This is a genomic window from Campylobacter gastrosuis, assembly GCF_030249845.1.
GTDB classification, from domain to species: Bacteria; Campylobacterota; Campylobacteria; order Campylobacterales; family Campylobacteraceae; genus Campylobacter_A; species Campylobacter_A gastrosuis.
On sequence record NZ_JANURM010000011.1, the window covers coordinates 39,691 to 57,639 of the forward strand.

General features: G+C 39.7%; 18 protein-coding genes. 7 read left to right on the forward strand and 11 right to left on the reverse strand.

Annotated elements, in window-relative coordinates; genetic code table 11:
• Positions 1-2 precede the first annotated feature (2 nt).
• From NYG85_RS08320 to hemB, 9 genes are all read right to left on the reverse strand, one after another.
• Positions 3-1,952, reverse strand: a complete 1,950-nt coding sequence (locus NYG85_RS08320) for a bifunctional diguanylate cyclase/phosphodiesterase (RefSeq protein ID WP_284938024.1) — start codon at positions 1,950-1,952, stop codon at positions 3-5.
• On the reverse strand, positions 1,949-2,611 hold the full coding sequence (locus tag NYG85_RS08325; protein ID WP_284938025.1) for a transglutaminase-like cysteine peptidase: 663 nt from the start codon (positions 2,609-2,611) through the stop codon (positions 1,949-1,951). The genes NYG85_RS08320 and NYG85_RS08325 overlap by 4 nt, the downstream gene beginning before the upstream one ends.
• 10 nt (positions 2,612-2,621) lie before the next feature.
• Entirely contained in the window at positions 2,622-4,379 is a 1,758-nt protein-coding gene (locus NYG85_RS08330; protein ID WP_284938026.1) for a TolC family protein, read from the reverse strand.
• 102 nt (positions 4,380-4,481) lie between these two features.
• On the reverse strand, positions 4,482-5,729 hold the full coding sequence (locus NYG85_RS08335; RefSeq protein ID WP_284938041.1) for a (Fe-S)-binding protein: 1,248 nt from the start codon (positions 5,727-5,729) through the stop codon (positions 4,482-4,484).
• Between the two features lie 2 nt (positions 5,730-5,731).
• Positions 5,732-7,093, reverse strand: coding sequence for an oxygen-independent coproporphyrinogen III oxidase (gene hemN, locus NYG85_RS08340; protein WP_284938027.1), 1,362 nt, complete (start codon positions 7,091-7,093; stop codon positions 5,732-5,734).
• A complete protein-coding gene (locus NYG85_RS08345; RefSeq protein WP_432264855.1) occupies positions 7,086-7,553 on the reverse strand; it encodes a DUF2603 domain-containing protein in 468 nt (155 codons plus the stop codon). Before NYG85_RS08345 ends, hemN begins: the two co-directional genes overlap by 8 nt.
• Positions 7,554-7,595: 42 nt before the next feature.
• Complete coding sequence (locus NYG85_RS08350; protein WP_284938029.1) at positions 7,596-7,832, reverse strand: hypothetical protein; 237 nt, start codon at positions 7,830-7,832, stop codon at positions 7,596-7,598.
• Complete coding sequence (gene argF, locus NYG85_RS08355; protein ID WP_284938030.1) at positions 7,829-8,752, reverse strand: ornithine carbamoyltransferase; 924 nt, start codon at positions 8,750-8,752, stop codon at positions 7,829-7,831. The genes NYG85_RS08350 and argF overlap by 4 nt, the downstream gene beginning before the upstream one ends.
• Before the next feature lie 153 nt (positions 8,753-8,905).
• Positions 8,906-9,877, reverse strand: a complete 972-nt coding sequence (hemB, locus tag NYG85_RS08360) for a porphobilinogen synthase (RefSeq protein ID WP_284938031.1) — start codon at positions 9,875-9,877, stop codon at positions 8,906-8,908.
• Between the two features lie 59 nt (positions 9,878-9,936).
• Between hemB and ribA the strand changes: the two genes are divergently transcribed.
• From ribA to NYG85_RS12080, 7 genes are read left to right on the forward strand one after another with little or no spacing between them, the layout of a single operon-like run.
• The gene (ribA, locus tag NYG85_RS08365) at positions 9,937-10,509 is read left to right on the forward strand and encodes a GTP cyclohydrolase II (RefSeq protein ID WP_284938032.1); all 573 of its coding nucleotides are present in this window, start codon (positions 9,937-9,939) and stop codon (positions 10,507-10,509) included.
• The gene (gene rsmG / locus NYG85_RS08370; protein ID WP_284938033.1) at positions 10,502-11,035 is read left to right on the forward strand and encodes a 16S rRNA (guanine(527)-N(7))-methyltransferase RsmG; all 534 of its coding nucleotides are present in this window, start codon (positions 10,502-10,504) and stop codon (positions 11,033-11,035) included. The genes ribA and rsmG overlap by 8 nt, the downstream gene beginning before the upstream one ends.
• Positions 11,029-11,232 carry a PP0621 family protein gene (locus tag NYG85_RS08375; protein ID WP_284938034.1) on the forward strand — a complete coding sequence of 68 codons (204 nt, stop codon included), beginning with the start codon at positions 11,029-11,031 and terminating at the stop codon, positions 11,230-11,232. The genes rsmG and NYG85_RS08375 overlap by 7 nt, the downstream gene beginning before the upstream one ends.
• Before the next feature lies 1 nt (position 11,233).
• Positions 11,234-11,593, forward strand: a complete 360-nt coding sequence (locus NYG85_RS08380) for a hypothetical protein (protein WP_284938035.1) — start codon at positions 11,234-11,236, stop codon at positions 11,591-11,593.
• The gene (gene htpX / locus NYG85_RS08385) at positions 11,580-12,407 is read left to right on the forward strand and encodes a zinc metalloprotease HtpX (RefSeq protein ID WP_284938036.1); all 828 of its coding nucleotides are present in this window, start codon (positions 11,580-11,582) and stop codon (positions 12,405-12,407) included. Before NYG85_RS08380 ends, htpX begins: the two co-directional genes overlap by 14 nt.
• A gap of 51 nt (positions 12,408-12,458) precedes the next feature.
• Complete coding sequence (locus NYG85_RS08390; protein ID WP_284938037.1) at positions 12,459-13,325, forward strand: ABC transporter six-transmembrane domain-containing protein; 867 nt, start codon at positions 12,459-12,461, stop codon at positions 13,323-13,325.
• Between the two features lie 8 nt (positions 13,326-13,333).
• Positions 13,334-14,752: a cation diffusion facilitator family transporter gene (locus NYG85_RS12080; RefSeq protein ID WP_349252806.1), complete on the forward strand. Its 1,419-nt coding sequence runs from the start codon at positions 13,334-13,336 to the stop codon at positions 14,750-14,752.
• A 113-nt stretch (positions 14,753-14,865) separates the two neighbouring features.
• On the opposite strand, the gene NYG85_RS08400 is transcribed toward NYG85_RS12080, so the two are convergent.
• Both NYG85_RS08400 and NYG85_RS08405 read right to left on the reverse strand, forming a co-directional pair.
• The gene (locus tag NYG85_RS08400) at positions 14,866-15,099 is read right to left on the reverse strand and encodes a hypothetical protein (protein WP_284938038.1); all 234 of its coding nucleotides are present in this window, start codon (positions 15,097-15,099) and stop codon (positions 14,866-14,868) included.
• Positions 15,100-15,170: 71 nt separating this feature from the next.
• The coding region (locus NYG85_RS08405) for an Ig-like domain-containing protein (protein WP_284938039.1) at positions 15,171-17,949 on the reverse strand (2,779 nt) is incomplete at its 5' end.

Consider the following 17,949-nt stretch of genomic DNA (forward strand, 5'->3'; position numbering starts at 1 on the left):
ATTTATCCAATATTTTTAGTATCATCAATGTAAATTCCTTGCATACTTGTTATGCCAAGCTCAATCAATCGGCGTTTTTGCTCCTCGTTTTCAACGCCAATGCCGATGATTTTAATGCCTTTTGAATTCATAATCACATCAAGCGACTTTCTGCTCTCATCAACATCTTTGTCTTTAAAGAAATCAGTAATGTTTGCAGCCCTGATTTTAACGTAATTTGGTGAAATTTCTTTAAGCTTTTCAATACTGTTTTGATTAAACTCAAAGTGGTCAAAACCAAAGCCAAAGCCGTGTTTTTTAAGCGTATCAATGAGTTTTGCTGTATTAGCCACGCTTATATCATCTCTGTCTGGAATTTCAATGTAAATTTTATGCTTTGAAGCAGTGCTGATTTTCTTTAAAATCGCCGTTAAACGAGTGAAATTTTCATCTTCGTTTATGACATCTTTACTTAAATTTATGGCTAGGGTGTCGTTGATTAAACTGCCGTTTAAAAGCATATTTAAGACCCTTTCAAGCACGTAAATATCAAGCGAGGCACTTAGCGAAAGCTCATTTACCATAGGCATAAAATAGCTTGCCATTTGCCATTTGCCACCATCATCAACTAGCCTTAAATAAAGCTCTCTATGCTCTAAATCGCTATCATCGCTAACGACCCTTTGGGCAGCAAATTTAAACATATCATTTTGCATTGATTTTGTGATTAAATCCCTGTATTGCTCTTTGCCAAGCACTATTGCTTGTGAGCCCTCAGTGAAAATTTTATACTCAAAATTACCAGCACTTCTAGCTGAAACTAGCGTAACATCGGCGCGTGTGAGTGTTGTTTTTAAATCGCTCTGGTGATCATAATCAACCACGGCAATGTTTAAGCCACACTGATCAGTTATATCAAATGAGCTAAAAATTTCACGCAGATTTTCATTGATTTTTTCAATCTCGCCCCTTAAATTTTCAGATAAAACGCCGGTGTGTAAAAGCACGAAGTCGTTGTCATTTAGCCTTGCAACAAAGGATGTAACCTTGCTTTGATTGACGCTATCTTGCAGGGTTTGTGAAATTTTGGTAATCAAGCTTTGAAGGCGTTCAAAGCCGAGTGTCTTTTTAAGCGAGATAAGATCAGTAAAGCTAACAAGCACGATAGCACCGCTTGAATACTCCTCGCTAGCGACATACTCCTCAAATTTTGTCTGAAAATACCGCCTGTTATAAAGTCCGCTATCGCTGTCTTTATAAAGTAGCTCTTGGTTTTTATTAAGCGTTTTTTTCTCTTGTTCAAAGATATCTTCAACCTTTTTAACCATCGCATTCATCGCCAAAGCCATCTGTTTTAGGTCGGTTGCAGACGGGATTTTATCTTGGGTTATAAATTTATGTTCAAGTATCGCTTCGGCTTGTTTTTGCATTTTATCAAGTGGCTCAGATAATATTAATTTTACCACAAGATAAACACATAAAATCATCACTAAAAATATTGAAACAAGGGTGCCTAAAATACCTATCATACCAGTATAAAGCTCGTAATATGCACGTCCAGTGCTACTTTGAACGTAAAGTGTGCCAAATTTTGTCCAGCCAGTCATAATCTCGCTATTTTCAATCGGAGCGTTAAGCTTTGCAACTTTAAAAAACCACTCTGGGACATCATCAACCACGAGCTTTTCTCTGCTCTCAATAAGCACTTTGCCATCAACATCATCAAGTCTAATCATCTGATAATAACCGCTATCAAACATAGAATTTATCATCGTTTGAGCCATTGATAAATCCTCTGTATCAACGACAGATTTAAGCGAAAGCCCTAGTGAATTTGCCGTGTGCCTTGCATTTATGCCTAACTGGTCGTTTATGTAGCTATTTAGGCTGTTAAAATTTAAATAACCAACTGCGATAAAAATCAAAATACCAAAAGCTATAATAGCTCCCATAATACGTTGAAAAAGTGTCATAATCCCTCTTTTTGCATTCTATCAATTAACTCAATCCATTTTGGATTTTGTTTTTTATTTCCGCCCGGCACGACTTGCCCTAACCCCTCTTGCTTGGCTAAATAAAGTGAATCGCCGTTAAAACTATAAACAGGCACCAAATCTGTCCTTTGTGTGGCGATTTTGATATTTCCGTTAATATTATCTAAAACAAGTGGAATTGATTTTGGCGTTTCATAATATGAAAGCACCATATGGGCTTGATTATATCTTAATGCCTTTACATAAGTAAAATAAAGCTTATCAGTGGAAACGCCGAGTTGTTTTAGCGTGAAGTATTTTGCTGTGACATAATCTTCGCAGTCGCCAGCACCCTTGCCTAAAAATTCCATTCTAGTCGCCCAATAATCTTTCTTGCCCCAAACCTCCATATCATCAGCCCACCTTAGCGAGTTAAAGAAGTTATTTACCTTTATAAGTTTTTCTTGTTCGCTCGCATTTTGCAGTGAAACCATTAGAGCATTTAAGGCTACTGCTCGTCTTCTAGCACCCTCGCCATATCTTTTTTCAAGTTGTGCGATTGTAGAAGATTTAATATAATCAACTCCATAAAGAGCTAAAAAAAACAAAAGGGCGAGAGTGATCGCCCTAAATATAAAATTACCCTTATTTGTGGGCATATTTAAAATTTTACCTTAAATCGTTTGCTATGCTACAAGCACCTTGGATATACTTCTTAGCAAATCCCGGCTCAAAGCTATCTGAGATCATACCCATATTATCAAGCAGTCTATATTTTGCGTATAAAAGTGCTGTTTCGGTGTTGATAATCTCTTTTAACGCTGTGTTGTATTCGTTCTCGGCGTCAAGTAGGTTGATTAGATCTCTTCTGCCGATTCTAAATTCATCTTGATATGAGTCAAGTGTCGCTTTTGCAAACTCAACGTGCTCATTTAGATAAGCCATTTTTTTCTGTTCAAGTGTGTAGTTTTGCCACGAAAATTTTAGGCTCTCTGTTAAATCTCTTGTTAAAACATCAAGAGTTTGTTGCTCGGCTGATGTGGCTAGCTGGCTTTTCTCTTTTTCTAGCTTATCTGTGCCTTTGTTATAAAGGTTATATCGTAATCTTAAAAGCGTATCAAATGTCGCCTCTTCGTAGTTATCATAAAGGACATTTGTATGCTCGTAATTACCTGAAACTTCAAGGTCTAGCTTTGGTCTAAATGGAGCGTCTTTCTCTTTTACGACAGACTCAGCCATTGCGATATTTGCCCTTTGCACTAGCAAAGATGGGTTACAAAGCATAGCTTTATCATAAACCTCTTTTTCAGAATTTGGTAGTGCTAAGCCAAACTCTGGCATAACCAAATCAGCCGCTGTCACTCTACGTCCATAAAGCTTTTCAAATGTAGAGATAGCGTCTTCGTAATTGTTTTCAGCTGCGATTAGATTTGACTGGGCTAGGGTGTATCTTGAACCAGCTTGGCGTTCTTCTGAGGCTACGCCAAAACCAGCTTGCGCTCGGTCTTTGATTTGATTATAAATTTGCTCGTGGCTCTTAACAGAATCAGCCTCAATGTCAAGAATTTTCTTAGTTTTAATAAGCTCTAAATAGGCATTTACAGCCTGTAAAACGAGCCTATCGGCTGTTTGTGCTAGGGTGTAGGCTGTTGAGTCAAGTCTAGCGCTTTGTGAATTTATGCGGTGTTTATCAGCGCCGCCGTTGTATAAATTTTCAGTTAGAGTTAGGTTTGCACCTGAAATTCTGCCGTCGCCAGTTCTTGTTGATACGCCGTCATCTAGGCGTTTTTTCTCATAGCCGACATAGCCACTTGCATCAAGTGTCGGATAGTAGGCGTTTTTAGCGATATTTAGGTCTTTGCCGACTTGTAAATATGTAAATTCTGCCTGTTTTATGTTTGGATTTTCGCTTAAAATGCTCTTTACGACGCTTTCAAGTGTTAGAGCGTTGCCAGTGGCTTGTGTCTCACTAGCTGGCACGACTGGGTCTTGTTTTGGCATTTCAGGGACCTCATCGCCTGCTAAAACCTGCTCAATATTTAGCGGAGCCATTTTGCCACTTGCTCTTGCCTTTTGATTTTCAGTTACAATTAGATAGTCTTGCTCGGTTTTTAGCTTCATAAATGAGTCGCTATGACCCTTTATCTGTTTAACCTTGGCTAAAAGAGAGTCCGCTTCTGCTCTTGAAATTGGCTTGGTGTCAATAAAAAGTACCTTCTCTTTTTTATCAGAAATGTAGCTATCAACCTCAATTAAATTTGCAATACCTTCAATATCGTTTTGAAGTTTTTGAGCTACTTTATTAACAGAAGTATCGCTTCTGCCCTCTCCAAATGTGCCGACAAAAATTCGGTAATTAAACCCTTCGGCATTTGCACTTGCAATGCTTAAAGCTGCTAAAATACTAGCAGAAACAATCTTTTTCATAACAAAATTCCTTCTTAAATAGAATAAAAAATGTTGCGATTTTAACCAAAAATTGTTTAAAAATCAAATTTAACGCGCTATCTTCCCCATTTTTGTGGATTTTTACAATGAATTTGCGATTAACTCAATCGGATTTTTTACAGCGATTTTGGAATTTTTAATGTGAAGTGCGTTTGAGAGTTGCATTTTGCACGCGCTACACTCCGCACTTACGATATTTGCGCCGCTATTTTCTATCATCACGGCTTTATTTTGCCCGACTTTTCGGCTTAGATGATACTTCTCGCTTTGCATCGTAACTCCGCCAAAACCGCAACAAGCATTCGGATCGCTCATCTCAACGAGCGTGAAATTTTGAGCCAATAAATTTCGCGGTTCTTTAAAAACGCCCTGCATTTTTCTAGCGTGGCAGGGGTCGTGGTAGGTTACAAGCGTTTGATTTTTGGCGTTTTTGGCTAAAATTTCTTTTAAATTCGTAAATTTCTCAAAATATTCGGTGGCTAAAAATATCCTTTTACTGACATTTTTTGCCCTTTCTTGCCACTCCTTATCTTGTGCGAAAAAATGCTCATAATCAACCTTTATCATCGCCGAACAGGTCGCTTCTGGGATGATTATGGCATCTAAGCTTTCAAGCATTTTTTCAAAATAAACTATATTTTTTTTAGCCAAAGCTTCAACGTTGCTAAAATCGCCGGTAAAATACGCCGGAGCGCCGCAACAGGCTTGTTTTTTCATCAAATGGGCGTTGATTTTTAGCGTCTTTAAAATTTTTAAAAGCCCATCGCCAATCTCGGTGTAGGCGTAATTTGCCATACAGCCGATGAAAATTCCCACCGATTTTTCGCCGCCGTTGTCTATAAATTCGGCATTTGCGTTTAAAAAACTGCTCTTACTAGCTGTGGGCAAAAGTCGCTCTTTTTTTACGAGCGGTAGGCTAAATCTAGGGCTCATCGCCCTGTCCTTTATCTTAAAGGCACAACTTTGAAAAACGTAGCCCATTTTGGCACAAAAATCCATAATCTTGCGGTGTCTAAGCAGGTAAAAAAACGCCTTTTTATACCACGCAATGCCGTATTTTTGGGCGATATCGTAGCGAACCTGCTCAATGGCGCTATCAACCCTAAGCGAAGATGGGCAGACGCTTACGCAGTTCGTGCATAAAAAACAGCTCTCAAAGATGTTTTTTGCCGTTTTATCAAGCTTTAACTCGCCCCTTTCATAAGCGCCCACAAGGTCTAAAAATCCACGTGGGCTGGTCGTTTCATCGCGGTTTATATCATAAATCGTGCAAACCTGAATGCACTTGCCACACTTTACGCATTTATCTGAAATTTCTTTTAAATTTATCATCATATCGTCTTTGAAAAGCTATTTTTGCTGTCTTTAAATTTAACCATATACTCATCAAAACACATTGCAATGTTGCGAATTAGCATTGCGCCGGTTTCATTTACGATAAGCCTGTCATCGGTGATTTGAACGAATTCGCTTAAATTTTTAAGCTCATCTAACTCGGCTTTAAAATGCTCTTTAAAGCTCACGCCAAACTCACGCTCAATGGCTTTAATATCAAGCGTGAAATTTGCCATTAAGCTCATAATCACCGCCTTTCTAAGCAGGTCTTCATCACTTAGATAAACGCCCCTAGAATATGGCAAACGCCCAGCGTCAATGGCGTTTTCGTATTCGTCTAAATCTTTGAAATTTTGCGCGTAGTGACGTTTTAACTCGCCGATACTTGTAACCCCAACGCCGATTAAATCAGCGCCGCCCTTTGTCGTATAGCCTTGAAAATTTCGGTGCAAAGTGCCGTCGTTTAGGGCTTTAAACAGCTCATCATCTGGCTTTGCAAAGTGATCCATTCCTATCATTTTATAGCCGTTTTGGGTTAAAAACCCGGCTGTAAATTTTAAAATTTCAAGCTTTGTTTTTGGGCTTGGCAAGGTCGTTTCATCAAATTTTCGCATTGATTTTTTTATCCACGGCACGTGTGCGTAGTTAAAAATCGCTAAGCGGTCTGGGCTAAGAGTGAGTGCCATTTTTAGGGTGTTTTTAAAACTCTCTAAACTCTGATATGGCAAGCCGTAAATTAAGTCCATATTTATGGATTTTATGCCGTAACGCCTTGCTAAATTTACCGCATTTTGCGTGATTTCATAAGGCTGAATGCGGTGAATTTCGGCTTGGACTTTTTCATCAAAATCCTGAACGCCGTAGCTTATGCGGTTAAAGCCGTGAGAGGTCAACACTTTTATCTGATCTTCATTTAAAAATCTCGGGTCAATCTCGCACGAAATTTCGGCGTCTTCGCTGAAATTTGTAAATTTGGCTTTGATTAATTTTATGATTTTATCAAGCTGGGCGGCGCTAAAAAATGTCGGAGTGCCGCCGCCAAAATGAAGCTGTAAAACAGGCGAGGTCGTGTCAAGATGAGAGCTTAAAATTTCAAGCTCACGCTCTAAGTAGCCGATATAACGCTCTTTTTTATCCTCTTTGCTCGTGTAAATCACGTTACAGCCGCAAAAATAACAGGCGGAGCGACAAAACGGCAAGTGAAAATAAAGCGATAAAGGGCGAGTTTTATCGCGGTTTTTTAGCTCGTTTATGTAGCTTTCGTAGCTAAAATCACCGCTAAATTCAAGCGCCGTCGGATAGCTTGTATATCTTGGACCAGGGCGCGAATACTTAACATATGCGTCAAAATCAATCATTTGCATTACCTCTTATTCTCATCATCTCTTTAATATCTACAAATAAATTTGGGTGCGCCTTTTTGATTTTGCGTAAAATTTTATCCAAATCAATGTCGCCGCCCTGCTTTTGCGACCTTATCTCGCTCATCGCAACTGCCCAAACATCGCCAAAATCAATCGGCACATTTTGCCAAATCGCCTTTTCAAGCCGAAGCTCAAAATTCTCCTTTTGAAGTCGCCTAAACGCCTCAATTAACGCCGAGAGCGATTTAATGGATACCATAGTGTGTAGATTTTGCTTCTCATCAATGCCAAACCACGGCTCCACGCCGTCCCACGAGCCACTTTTTAGGTTTAAAAATTTCTCGTTTTTATTCTCCGTCGGCACAATCTCAAAAATCGTCCGCTCATCATCTTTAATGCCAAAATCTTGGCTGATTTGCTCTATTTGTGCCAAAGCGTCTTTTTTGTTACTCATCATTGTCCCTATTTTTGCTGTAAATTGCCAAAATTTTTATATTCACTTAACGCCTTCAATAACGCTATTTAGGTATTTTTGCATATCATCAAAGGCGATAAAATCAAGTTTGCCCTCATCTCTTTGCTTTAAAATTTGAGCAAAATCACGCTCATCATCATCGCTAATGCTCTGTTCGTTGCAACTAAACACCGCATTTGGGTCAGAAACTAGCACGACGGCTTTTAAAATTTCTAAGACCTCATCGCTGATGTCCGTTTTTATGCTTATCTCTCTCACGTGCGTGTCCTTTTTCTATCAAGCCAAACCATTATCGCTTTTTGTGCGTGTAGGCGGTTTTCGGCTTCATCAAAAATTTCATCAGCGTGCGCTTCAAAGACCGCTTCGCTCACTTCATAACCCCTGTAAGCCGGCAAGCAGTGTAAAAACATAGCGTCCTTGTCTGCTAGGCTCATCACGCTCTCATCTACGCAAAATCCAGCAAAATCCTTAATGCGTTTTTCTTTCTCGCTCTCTTGCCCCATTGATACCCAAGTGTCGGTGGTTACGACCTTTGCGTCTTTTACCGCCTCTTTTATGTCGTTTGTGATGATGATTTTAGCGCCTGAGATTTTGGCGTTTTCATAGGCTAAATCAAGCACGCTTTTTAGCGGAGCGTAGTCCTTTGGCGTGGCGATTCTTAGCTCAAAGCCGAGCTTAGAAGCTAGCATTAGCCACGAATTTGTAATGTTATTTGCGTCCCCAACGTAAGCGACCGCGCCTAGTTTATTATGCTCCATCATCGTTAAAAAGTCCGCCATAATCTGCACTGGATGAAACATATCGCTTAGTCCGTTTATCACTGGCACCGATGAAAATTTGGCTAGTTCATTTAGCGTTTCGTGGCTATTTACACGAGCCATTATCATATCGCACATTCGGCTTAAAACCCTTGCGGTGTCCTTTATCGGCTCTCCGCGTCCGATTTGTATGTCGTTTGAGCTTAAAAACAGAGCGTGTCCGCCAAGCTCATTCATACCCACATCAAAGCTAACTCGCGTCCTAGTCGAGCTTTTCTCAAAAATCATCGCTAGTTTTTGATTTTTTAGATACTTTTTAAATTTACCAGCCTTTGCCTTTGCCTTTATCTTTTTTGCAAGGTCTAGAATTTCAAGAATTTCATCTTTACTAAAATCGTTTAATGTCAAAAAATGTCGCATTTTTGCTCCTTATTTTAAATTTCAAACAAAAAAGGCGTAGTATCGCAAGATGATTTTGTGGTTGCGTAGAAATTTTAAGTCAAGATAAGGCACACAGCCTATCGCCGACTTAAAATTTCAAGCTCCGCAAAAGACACTCGCGAGACAAGCCGTTTAACCACGCAAAATTTTCGCTGCCTCTTTTGCGTGATAGGTTATGATTAAACTCGCACCCGCTCTTTTAAACGCTAAAAGCGTTTCAAGCATCACTTTTTCGTAATCAATCACACCGGCTTTGGCGGCTGCTTTTAGCATAGCGTATTCGCCACTTACATTATAAACGCAAAGCGGTGTGAGCGTTAAATTTTTAATCTCACGCACCACGTCAAGATAGGCAAGAGCTGGTTTTACCATTAAAATATCAGCACCCTGCCTCTCATCTTCAAGGCTCTCATTTATCGCTTCAAGGCGATTTGCAAAGTCCATTTGATAGCTCTTTCTATCGCCAAAACTCGGAGTGCTCTCGGCTACATCGCGAAATGGCCCGTAGTAAGCCGAGGCAAATTTGGTTGAATACGCCATTATCGGTAAATTCTCATAGCCGTTTTCATCAAGCGCGTTTCTTAAAGTGGCGATTATGCCGTCCATCATACCGCTTGGTGCTATCATATCAGCGCCGTTTTTGGCGTGGATTAAGGCTTGTTTGGCTGAAATTTCAAGCGTGGCGTCGTTATCCACCGAACCGCAAACGTGATCAAGTATCCCGCAGTGTCCGTGGTCGGTGTATTCGCAAAAGCAAAGGTCGGTTACCACAAAAAGGCTTGGGAATTTCGCCTTTATCGCCCTTAACGCCGTTGCTATTATGCCGTCATCGCTTAGGGCGTCAGAGCCGATACTATCTTTGACGCTTGGAATTCCAAACAAGATGATTGATTTTATGCCTAGATTTATGATCTCTTCGCACTCTTTTAAAATTTCATCAACGCTAAGCTGAAAAACGCCCGGCATTGAAGCGATCTCACGCCTAATGCCAACACCCTCAACCACAAAAAGCGGATAGATAAAATCATCAACGCTAAGCGTAGTCTCTCTCATCATCGCCCTTAAATTTTCGCTCGTTCTAAGTCGTCTAAATCGTTTAAACATAATTTTGCCTTTAATCTGTTAAAATGCCCTAAGTTTAACACAATCGGAGTAAATTTAAAATGAAAATTGAAATTTCAAACGTAGCAAATTTGCCCTCTCGCTTTGGGAGCTATAAATTAAAGGCGTTTAAAGAGGGCGAAAAGGAGCATTTAGCGGTCTATAAAGAGCCGTTTGGCGAGGTCGTAAATGTGCGAATCCACTCAGAGTGCCTAACTGGCGATGCCATTGGCAGCTTAAAATGCGATTGCAGGGATCAGCTTGAAGCGAGTTTAAAATACATTGAAAATCACGGCGGTATGGTTATTTATCTTCGCCAAGAGGGGCGAAATATCGGGCTTTTAAACAAAATAAACGCTTACAGCCTGCAAGATCAGGGCTTTGATACGATTAAGGCAAATCATCAGCTTGGCTTTAAGGCTGATGAGCGAACTTACGAAATCGTTGATGAAATTTTAAGTCATTTTGGCATTAAAAAAATCAATCTTTTAACAAATAATCCAGAAAAATTAAGTGGCTTAAAGTGCGTAGAGATCGTATCTCGTGTGCCAATACAAACAAAAGCAAATGAGTTTAACAAAGAGTATTTAAAGGTCAAAAAAGAGCAAATGGGGCATATGCTAAACGATGAGTAGTTTTGAAACAAATGTGGCAAAATTTGCTGAAATTTTGGCTAAATTTAATCAAATCCATAGCCTAACAAATTATAAAAATATCAACGAACAGGTCATTGATAGCCTTGCTCCGCTTGAATTTTTAGATTTTAGCAGGTTTAAAACGGCGATTGACGTTGGCAGTGGAGCTGGGTTTCCAGCGATTTTTTTAGCACTTAAAACGCCTGAAATTTCGTGGTATCTTTTTGAGCCAAATACCAAAAAATCGGCGTTTTTAAATTTCATCAAAGTTGAGCTTGGTTTAGAAAACATAAAAATTCACAGCCAAAAAATTGAGCTTTGTCCTAAATTTAAAGCCGATTTAATCACATCAAGGGCGTTGATGAAAATCCCTGATTTTGTGAAAATTTGCAGTGGATTTTATGATAAAAGCACGAAATTTCTGCTTTATAAAGGCAGTAGTGTTAAAGATGAGCTTGGCGATTTTAGGGCTGAAATTTTTAACAAAAAAAATAGAAATTACATTTTAATGGACGGATTATGCTAGGCAAAATTTTAACTCTAATTGCGATTTTAGCAGTCGTTTATCTCATCTTTTTTAAGTTTAAAAAGCTAGATAAACCAAAAGATGAAAAGGAGATTGAAAATTTCGTTGAGTGCGAAAAATGCGGGACTTTCGTGCCTTTAAAAAGCACGATTTTAAGCAACGGCAAGCACTTTTGCCGTGATTGTTTAAGGGGTTAGAATGCAAATTTTAGGACACGATTTGATCGCTTACGAGCCGTTAATTTTCACAAAAGATGAAATTTATGAAAACTGCTTTTTTGAGTTTGACAAAGCATTAATCAAAAAAGCAAAAGAGCAAAACGCCCAGTTTAGCGTAGTTTGCGATGATTTAACTAAGGCAATTTTAGCAAACGCTAGCGGTGCTAAATTTATCATCTGCGATATTAAAAACGCAAAAAATTTTGCAAAAATGGCTGAGTTTTATCTGTTTGATAGCAAAATCGCTTGTGTGATTGATGATGAGGCGGAGATTGCGATTTTAGCCTATCTTGGTGTTGATGTTGCGATTTTTAGGGAGGCAATTCGTGGAGATTTTTAAAAGCGCCTTTTTAATGGCGACCCTAGCCCTGATTTTTGTATTTTTTGGAGCGATGATAGGTGGCACACAGGGCGTTTTTATCGCGCTTTTAATCGCGCTTGCCACTAACTTTTTTAGCTACTTTTTTAGCGACACGCTCGTGCTAAAACACTACAACGCCGTGCGAGTTGATGAGAGTAACGCAAAGGGGCTTTTAGATATCGTAAAAAGCCTTTGTGAGCGTTCAAACACCCCACTCCCAGCCGTTTATATCATACCTGATAAGACGCCAAACGCCTTTGCCACTGGCAGAAACCCCAAAAATTCAGCCGTCGCCGTAACCGAGGGGCTTTTAGATCTGCTTACACCAGATGAGATAGAGGGCGTCATCGCTCACGAGCTAAGCCACGTCCGCCACTACGATATTTTAACTGGCTCAATTGTTGCCGTGTTTGCTGGTGCGATTGCGATGATTGCAAATTTTGCCAAATTTAGCGCCATTTCTAGCCAAAATAGAAAAAATACAGCACTAATTTTAATAGCAAGTATCATAATGCCAGTGGTTGCACTAATCATTCAAATGGCAATCTCGCGTGAGCGTGAATACAAAGCCGACAAGGGCGCAGCAATGATGACAAAAAAACCTCATCATCTGGCTTCTGCCCTGGCAAAACTGCAAAATTACTCACAAAATTTACAAAACGCAAACGCCCAAACCGCTCATCTTTTCATCATTAGCCCATTTAGTGGAGTTAAGGACACGCTCTCATCGCTATTTCGCACGCACCCAAGCACGAATGAGCGGATAAAACGGCTAAATGAGATGAATTTTTAAATCCGTTCATTTACAAAAACTGGCTAAAATTGCAAATTTTTAAGGATTTTGATGAATAAAAACGCATTTTACGCCATTAAAAAAATTGCCACGCAAAACTACAAAAAGCTACTTGGCACGTTCTGGCTGGTTTTAGCCGAAAACGTGCTTTTTACGCTCTATCCGCTCATTGCTGGTTGGGCGATTAATAAGATAATTAGTGGCGAGACGCTCTTAGCCCTAAGCTACGCAATAATCGTGCTTCTTGGCTGGGTTTTAGGTGCGGCTAGGCGTAAGATTGACACGCAGGTTTTTGCCACGATTTATGCGAATTTATGCGTAAAAGTGATAATGAGCGAGCGAAAAAAATCCACCGACACGTCAAAAATTTCAGCCAGAGTGGCTCTATCTCGTGAGCTAATTAGCTTTTTTGAAGAGCACCTGCCGACGCTTTTTACCACGACTGTTTCTATTGTCGGCTCATTTTGTATGCTTTTAGTGATTGAGCCAGTTGTGGGCGTGGCTTCGTTTGTTGGAATTTTGATTTTATGGCTAAATTTACGTGGGTTTATCCGTGCCAACGATAGGCTGTATTTTAGGCTAAATAACCGCCTTGAAAAGGACGTCTTTGTGATAGAAAATCACGATGAGAACGGCACAAAACGCCACTATGAGCTGACCTCGCTATTTCGTATTGCTATCTCAAACAAAGAGGCACTTGGATACCTAATCATCGGCATTTTTGCGTTTTTGCTCTTTGGCGTGGCTATCATCACACTTTCAAGCCAAAATGCAAACGCAGGGCATATCTACTCTGTGATGACCTACCTTTGGACGCTTTGCATTAGCCTTGATGACGTGCCTAGACTGCTTCAACACTTCTCGCAACTTAAAGATATAAGTAGCAGAGTTAGCACCGAAATTAGCGATGATTTGTAAGGATTTTGATGAAAAATAGAGAATTTTTAGATGATTTTGCGTTTGTTTTAGGCAAAAATGCGGATAAAAATTTGCACGAAAATGAAAACTTTGAGCGTGAAAATTCACACACTCACGGCGACCACGCCGATTGCGGACACGGACACGATAAAAATTTACACGGCGACAACAAAACAAACAGCCACGACAAAAACGAAAAATGCGAATTTTCAGGCATAAACCTACACGATAAAGGCGAAAATTCACACACTCACGACCACGCAAACGACCACGAAACACAAAATCACGCACACGGCGAGTGCGAAATGAACAGCCACGATGAAAATTTACACGCCGACCACGAAATAAAAAATCACGCACACGACAAAAATCACGAAGCACACGACCAAACCGAGCGTGAAAACGAAAATTTTAATGGTTTAAATTGCAAAAATCACGCTAAAAATTCGCACAGCCACGAACACAAACAACACGCCAACCACGCCGAATGCGACCATAGCCACGCTCACACGAGCAACAAAAGGGTGCTAAAAATTTCATTTTTCATTATATTTTTGTTTATGGTGGTTGAAGTTATCGGCGGATTTGTAACAAACTCCCTAGCCCTGCTCTCGGACGCAACCCATATGCTCTCAGACGCCCTAGCCCTAGCGCTGGCACTTTTAGCGTTTAAAATCGGCGAGAAAAACGGCACGTTACGCCACACATTTGGCTATAAAAGGGTTGAAATTTTAGTGGCGTTTTTAAACTCTATCACGCTTTTAGCGATTGCTGTTTGGATAGTTTTTGAGGCGATTAGTCGCTTTAAAAATCCGCCAGAGATTGCCACTTTTGGTATGTTAGCGGTGAGTTTTGTCGGACTTTTGGTTAATTTAGTCGTGGCATTTTATATGCTAAAAAAGGCAGATGTGAGCGAAAATGTGAATTTAAAAGGTGCGTATTTGCACGTTTTAAGCGACCTGCTTGGCTCGGCTGGGGCTGTTGTGACTGGACTTTTGATGATATTTTTTAATCTTTTTATCGCTGATGCTATCGTGAGTGTTTTGGTTGCGATTTTGGTCGCAAAGAGTGGCTGGGAGCTGTTAAAAGCGACTTTTCATATCTTAATGGAGGGATCGCCAGTAAATGTAAATAGCGATGAAATTTTAACGGCGATTTTAGGCGTAAATGGGGTAAAATCAATCCACGACTTACATATTTGGAGCATTAGCAGTGGGATAAATGCGCTTTGTGCTCACGTGGTCGTTGATAGCACTTTAAGCATAAAAGATGGGCAAGAGATAGTAAAAAACATTGAAAATGCACTAAAAAAGCTAAATATCACGCACCAAACGATACAGCTTGAAACCGCACAAAATGACTGCAAAGATGAGCTAATTTGCGATTTAAAGGGCGATAGCAACGGACATTTAGGGCATAATCACTAGGATTATTTTATGTCAAATTTTGAGTTTGTGATAATGCCATCAATCATAGCGTAAGCAAAACCTATGAAACACAAAATCAAACCTATAATTACGAAAGTATCCATTTTTTATCCTTATTTTTTGAGTTTGCCTATATCTGTGCTTTTCTTATCAATGGCTCTGTTAATAATCAAAATTGCAATTATCAAAAGTGCCAGAGAACAAAATGCTGAAATAATCAATATATTTTCGGCTTCTTTATAGTTATTTGCTATCCAACCTACAATAGCAAGAAAAGAACCAACAGCGATACTAAGCCAAAACCTTAACGTAAGTAACCGCTCTTTTGCTTCATCTAATTTTGACATTTTTATCCTTTTGGGGATTATAGCATTTTATGGGGGATTTTAAAAGACGGGGTTGCCCCCGCCTTTGTGTGTTATTGATTGTCTTCTAGTTTGACATCAATTAGCTTATTAACTTCAACATATAGGTCTTGTCCATCACTTGTAGTGGTTTTAAAGACACGATTTGTTTCGGTATCAAGCAGTTTGCTTAGCTTGTCAGCTTGGTTATTTAACGCACCAACTGGCTCAGCACTTACATTTGCGCCGTCTGCTGTGTCGTTTGTCCTGCCACTAGCATCAGTTACTTTTTCAAAGCCATTGACGCCAGTTTTTAGGCTATCAGTAACTTCTGTAAAGCCTTTTAGCGTTACTTTATCGTTGCTGTCGCCGATGATTTCAAGGACATTGTTTGTTGGTTTGCCATTTACTACTTGATTATCAAGTATGTCGGCTACATTTACCTTATCAAGCGTGATACTTACGCTATCAGTCGCTTTTTCGCCAAGTGAGATGACTTCAAAATTCTCAACCTTGCTGTCAAGATTTTGGATTTTTGTAAAGTCAATGCTCTCTTTAACAAGAAGCGTATCTCTACCATCTCCGCCATCAACTTTGACATCTTTTGTATCAAATACAACGACATCATCGCCTTTACCAGCGTTGATTGTATCAGCACCGCCTTTTGCGTCAATGTAGTCGCCATCGTTTGTGCCGTTGATTGTTTCAACGCCGTCTGTGCCGTCAATGTCGTGAGCAGTTTTGCTTGAAACGGCTTTGAATGCACTTTGTGAAGATACTTCTTTTACAAATGTATTTGAAGTGCTATCATAGACTACGCCACTATTTTGACTGAAATCTTTTGTATAAGTATTAAAGTCTAGTGAGCCGTTATCTTTACCAAAGATTGAGTATTCGCCTTTTTCATTTGCTATACCGACAGCACCTCTAAGGTCAGAGTTATCCAATCCGATAATAATCTCAACATTATGTTTGCCATTTAAATCAATAGGCAAATCAATATATGTCTTTTTATATATCCAGTCGCTATTGTATAGAAGCTGTCCATCAACCTTAATAGCAACTCTAATCTTACCTTGATCACCAGCATCAAATTTATAATTTTCATCAGTAAATGACTGGGTAGGCTGTGCTACAAGTTTAGTTTTGCCATTGACTACTTTTGCACCCTGAATTAATGTAGTAGCCTTAAACGAATAGACCTGTTGATGATTTAAACCATCATTCCAAGTCGTATTAGTTTCTTGTTTAAAATACTTATGCGTAGTCCCAAGAGGATCACCTGTAATAGCATAAGCACCTTGTAAATTTACAGCGTGATTGTATTTGCCCTTTTGACTTGGACTTGCCTTAATAGCTTCAACATCAGTGTTAAATGTTCTAAAATCACTCTGATTTACTGCACCAGCCCACGACCACATATGACCTGTAAATCCAACCTGATTGCTTGGAATTTCAATAGAGTGTTTTGTAAAGTCAGCTTCTGTTGCTACACTTGCAGTATTACCAGCTTTGTCAGTTACGCTTACGTTAATAACGTTTTTACCATTAGCTAGGCTCTCTGTCGGTATGTAGAATTTACCATTTTTCTCAACTACGCTGACATCTTTGCCGCCGATTGAGATTGTTGGCTTGATACCGTTTTCTGCGTTTGTGATGATGATCTGTCCATCTGGTTTTACTTCTACGCCTACTTTTGTATCTACATTAATTGTAAATGTATTTGAAGCGTTTGAAGTGTTACCACTTACATCAACAGCTTTTACGCTGATATTGTGAGTGCCATCTTTTAGGGCTGGACTTGTGAATTCAAACTCGCCGTAACGTTTGCCGTTAGTATCAGTTTTTTCAACTGCTGTTGCTGTGCCGATTAGCTTATCGCCGTCAAAAATTTGCATCTCTTTTGTCGCATTTAGGACTTGGTCTGAAATAGTGCCTTTGATTGTTGGCGTGCTGTCGTTTGTTAGGTCGTTATTTGCTAACTCGCCAGTTTTACCGCCTGCTACGTTATCTACGATAGCTGTAATTTTTGGTGCTTCTAGGTCGTAGAAGTCGTAGTTAAAGTTATGAACTTTTGTTACTACTTTTTCGTTACCAGCGTCGTCGTGAGCGGTTACTTTTACATTTACGGCTATGTCATTCTTGTCTTGTGTAAGTGGTAGTTTTTCGCCGTTTTGTAAGCCGATTAGGTCAGCGCCCGGAATTTTGATAGCGAAATTGCCATCTTTATCAAGAGCTGATGAGAATGTTTTGCCGTTTGCTGTTGTAACTTCAACTTTATCGCCAGCTTTGAACTCGCCTGAAATTTTGCCTGATACGACTTGGTCAAACATAGCTTCAACTTGATTTAGGGTGTTGTCGCCTGAAATGCCATTTACTGCTAAGTCGCTGATGACTTGTGTATCTACATCTACGCTAACAGCAGATGATGACTTCTCGCCTTTCTCATCGGTAGCTTTTGCTACGAATTCGTGTTTGCCGTCTGTTAAAGCTGTGCTTGGTGTAAAGCTAAACTCGCCTTTGTCGTTTGTAGTGGCTTTGCCTAGCTCTTTGCCGTTGTCGTAGATTGTTACTTCAACGCCAGATTTTTCAACGCCGATATTGCCTTTAATTTCAGGTTTATTGTCGTTTGTCTTAGCACCTTTAACATCGCCAGTTGAGTCTTTTGCATTTGTATTGACATCATCAACCACGCTTGTGATAGCTGGGCTAAATTCTATGCCACTACCTGCTACTACTTTACCCTCATCTGAAACGTTACCAGCTTTGTCTTCTGTTTTAGCTGTAACTTCTGAGCCGTCTTCTATTTTGTCAGCTGGGATTGTGATTTTGCCAGTGTCTGGATCAACTTTA

What these genes read in the sequence shown, in the direction of transcription:
- NYG85_RS08345 (WP_432264855.1), bottom strand. Translation starts at nt 7,553, where the DNA reads ATGAGTAACAAAAAAGACGCTTTGGCACAAATAGAGCAAATCAGCCAA.
- hemN (WP_284938027.1), bottom strand. Translation starts at nt 7,093, where the DNA reads ATGATTGATTTTGACGCATATGTTAAGTATTCGCGCCCTGGTCCAAGA.
- NYG85_RS08390 (WP_284938037.1), top strand. Translation starts at nt 12,459, where the DNA reads ATGAATAAAAACGCATTTTACGCCATTAAAAAAATTGCCACGCAAAAC.
- NYG85_RS08320 (WP_284938024.1), bottom strand. Translation starts at nt 1,952, where the DNA reads ATGACACTTTTTCAACGTATTATGGGAGCTATTATAGCTTTTGGTATT.
- NYG85_RS08400 (WP_284938038.1), bottom strand. Translation starts at nt 15,099, where the DNA reads ATGTCAAAATTAGATGAAGCAAAAGAGCGGTTACTTACGTTAAGGTTT.
- NYG85_RS08375 (WP_284938034.1), top strand. Translation starts at nt 11,029, where the DNA reads ATGCTAGGCAAAATTTTAACTCTAATTGCGATTTTAGCAGTCGTTTAT.
- NYG85_RS08380 (WP_284938035.1), top strand. Translation starts at nt 11,234, where the DNA reads ATGCAAATTTTAGGACACGATTTGATCGCTTACGAGCCGTTAATTTTC.
- rsmG (WP_284938033.1), top strand. Translation starts at nt 10,502, where the DNA reads ATGAGTAGTTTTGAAACAAATGTGGCAAAATTTGCTGAAATTTTGGCT.
- NYG85_RS08330 (WP_284938026.1), bottom strand. Translation starts at nt 4,379, where the DNA reads ATGAAAAAGATTGTTTCTGCTAGTATTTTAGCAGCTTTAAGCATTGCA.
- NYG85_RS08325 (WP_284938025.1), bottom strand. Translation starts at nt 2,611, where the DNA reads ATGCCCACAAATAAGGGTAATTTTATATTTAGGGCGATCACTCTCGCC.
- NYG85_RS12080 (WP_349252806.1), top strand. Translation starts at nt 13,334, where the DNA reads ATGAAAAATAGAGAATTTTTAGATGATTTTGCGTTTGTTTTAGGCAAA.
- hemB (WP_284938031.1), bottom strand. Translation starts at nt 9,877, where the DNA reads ATGTTTAAACGATTTAGACGACTTAGAACGAGCGAAAATTTAAGGGCG.
- argF (WP_284938030.1), bottom strand. Translation starts at nt 8,752, where the DNA reads ATGCGACATTTTTTGACATTAAACGATTTTAGTAAAGATGAAATTCTT.
- ribA (WP_284938032.1), top strand. Translation starts at nt 9,937, where the DNA reads ATGAAAATTGAAATTTCAAACGTAGCAAATTTGCCCTCTCGCTTTGGG.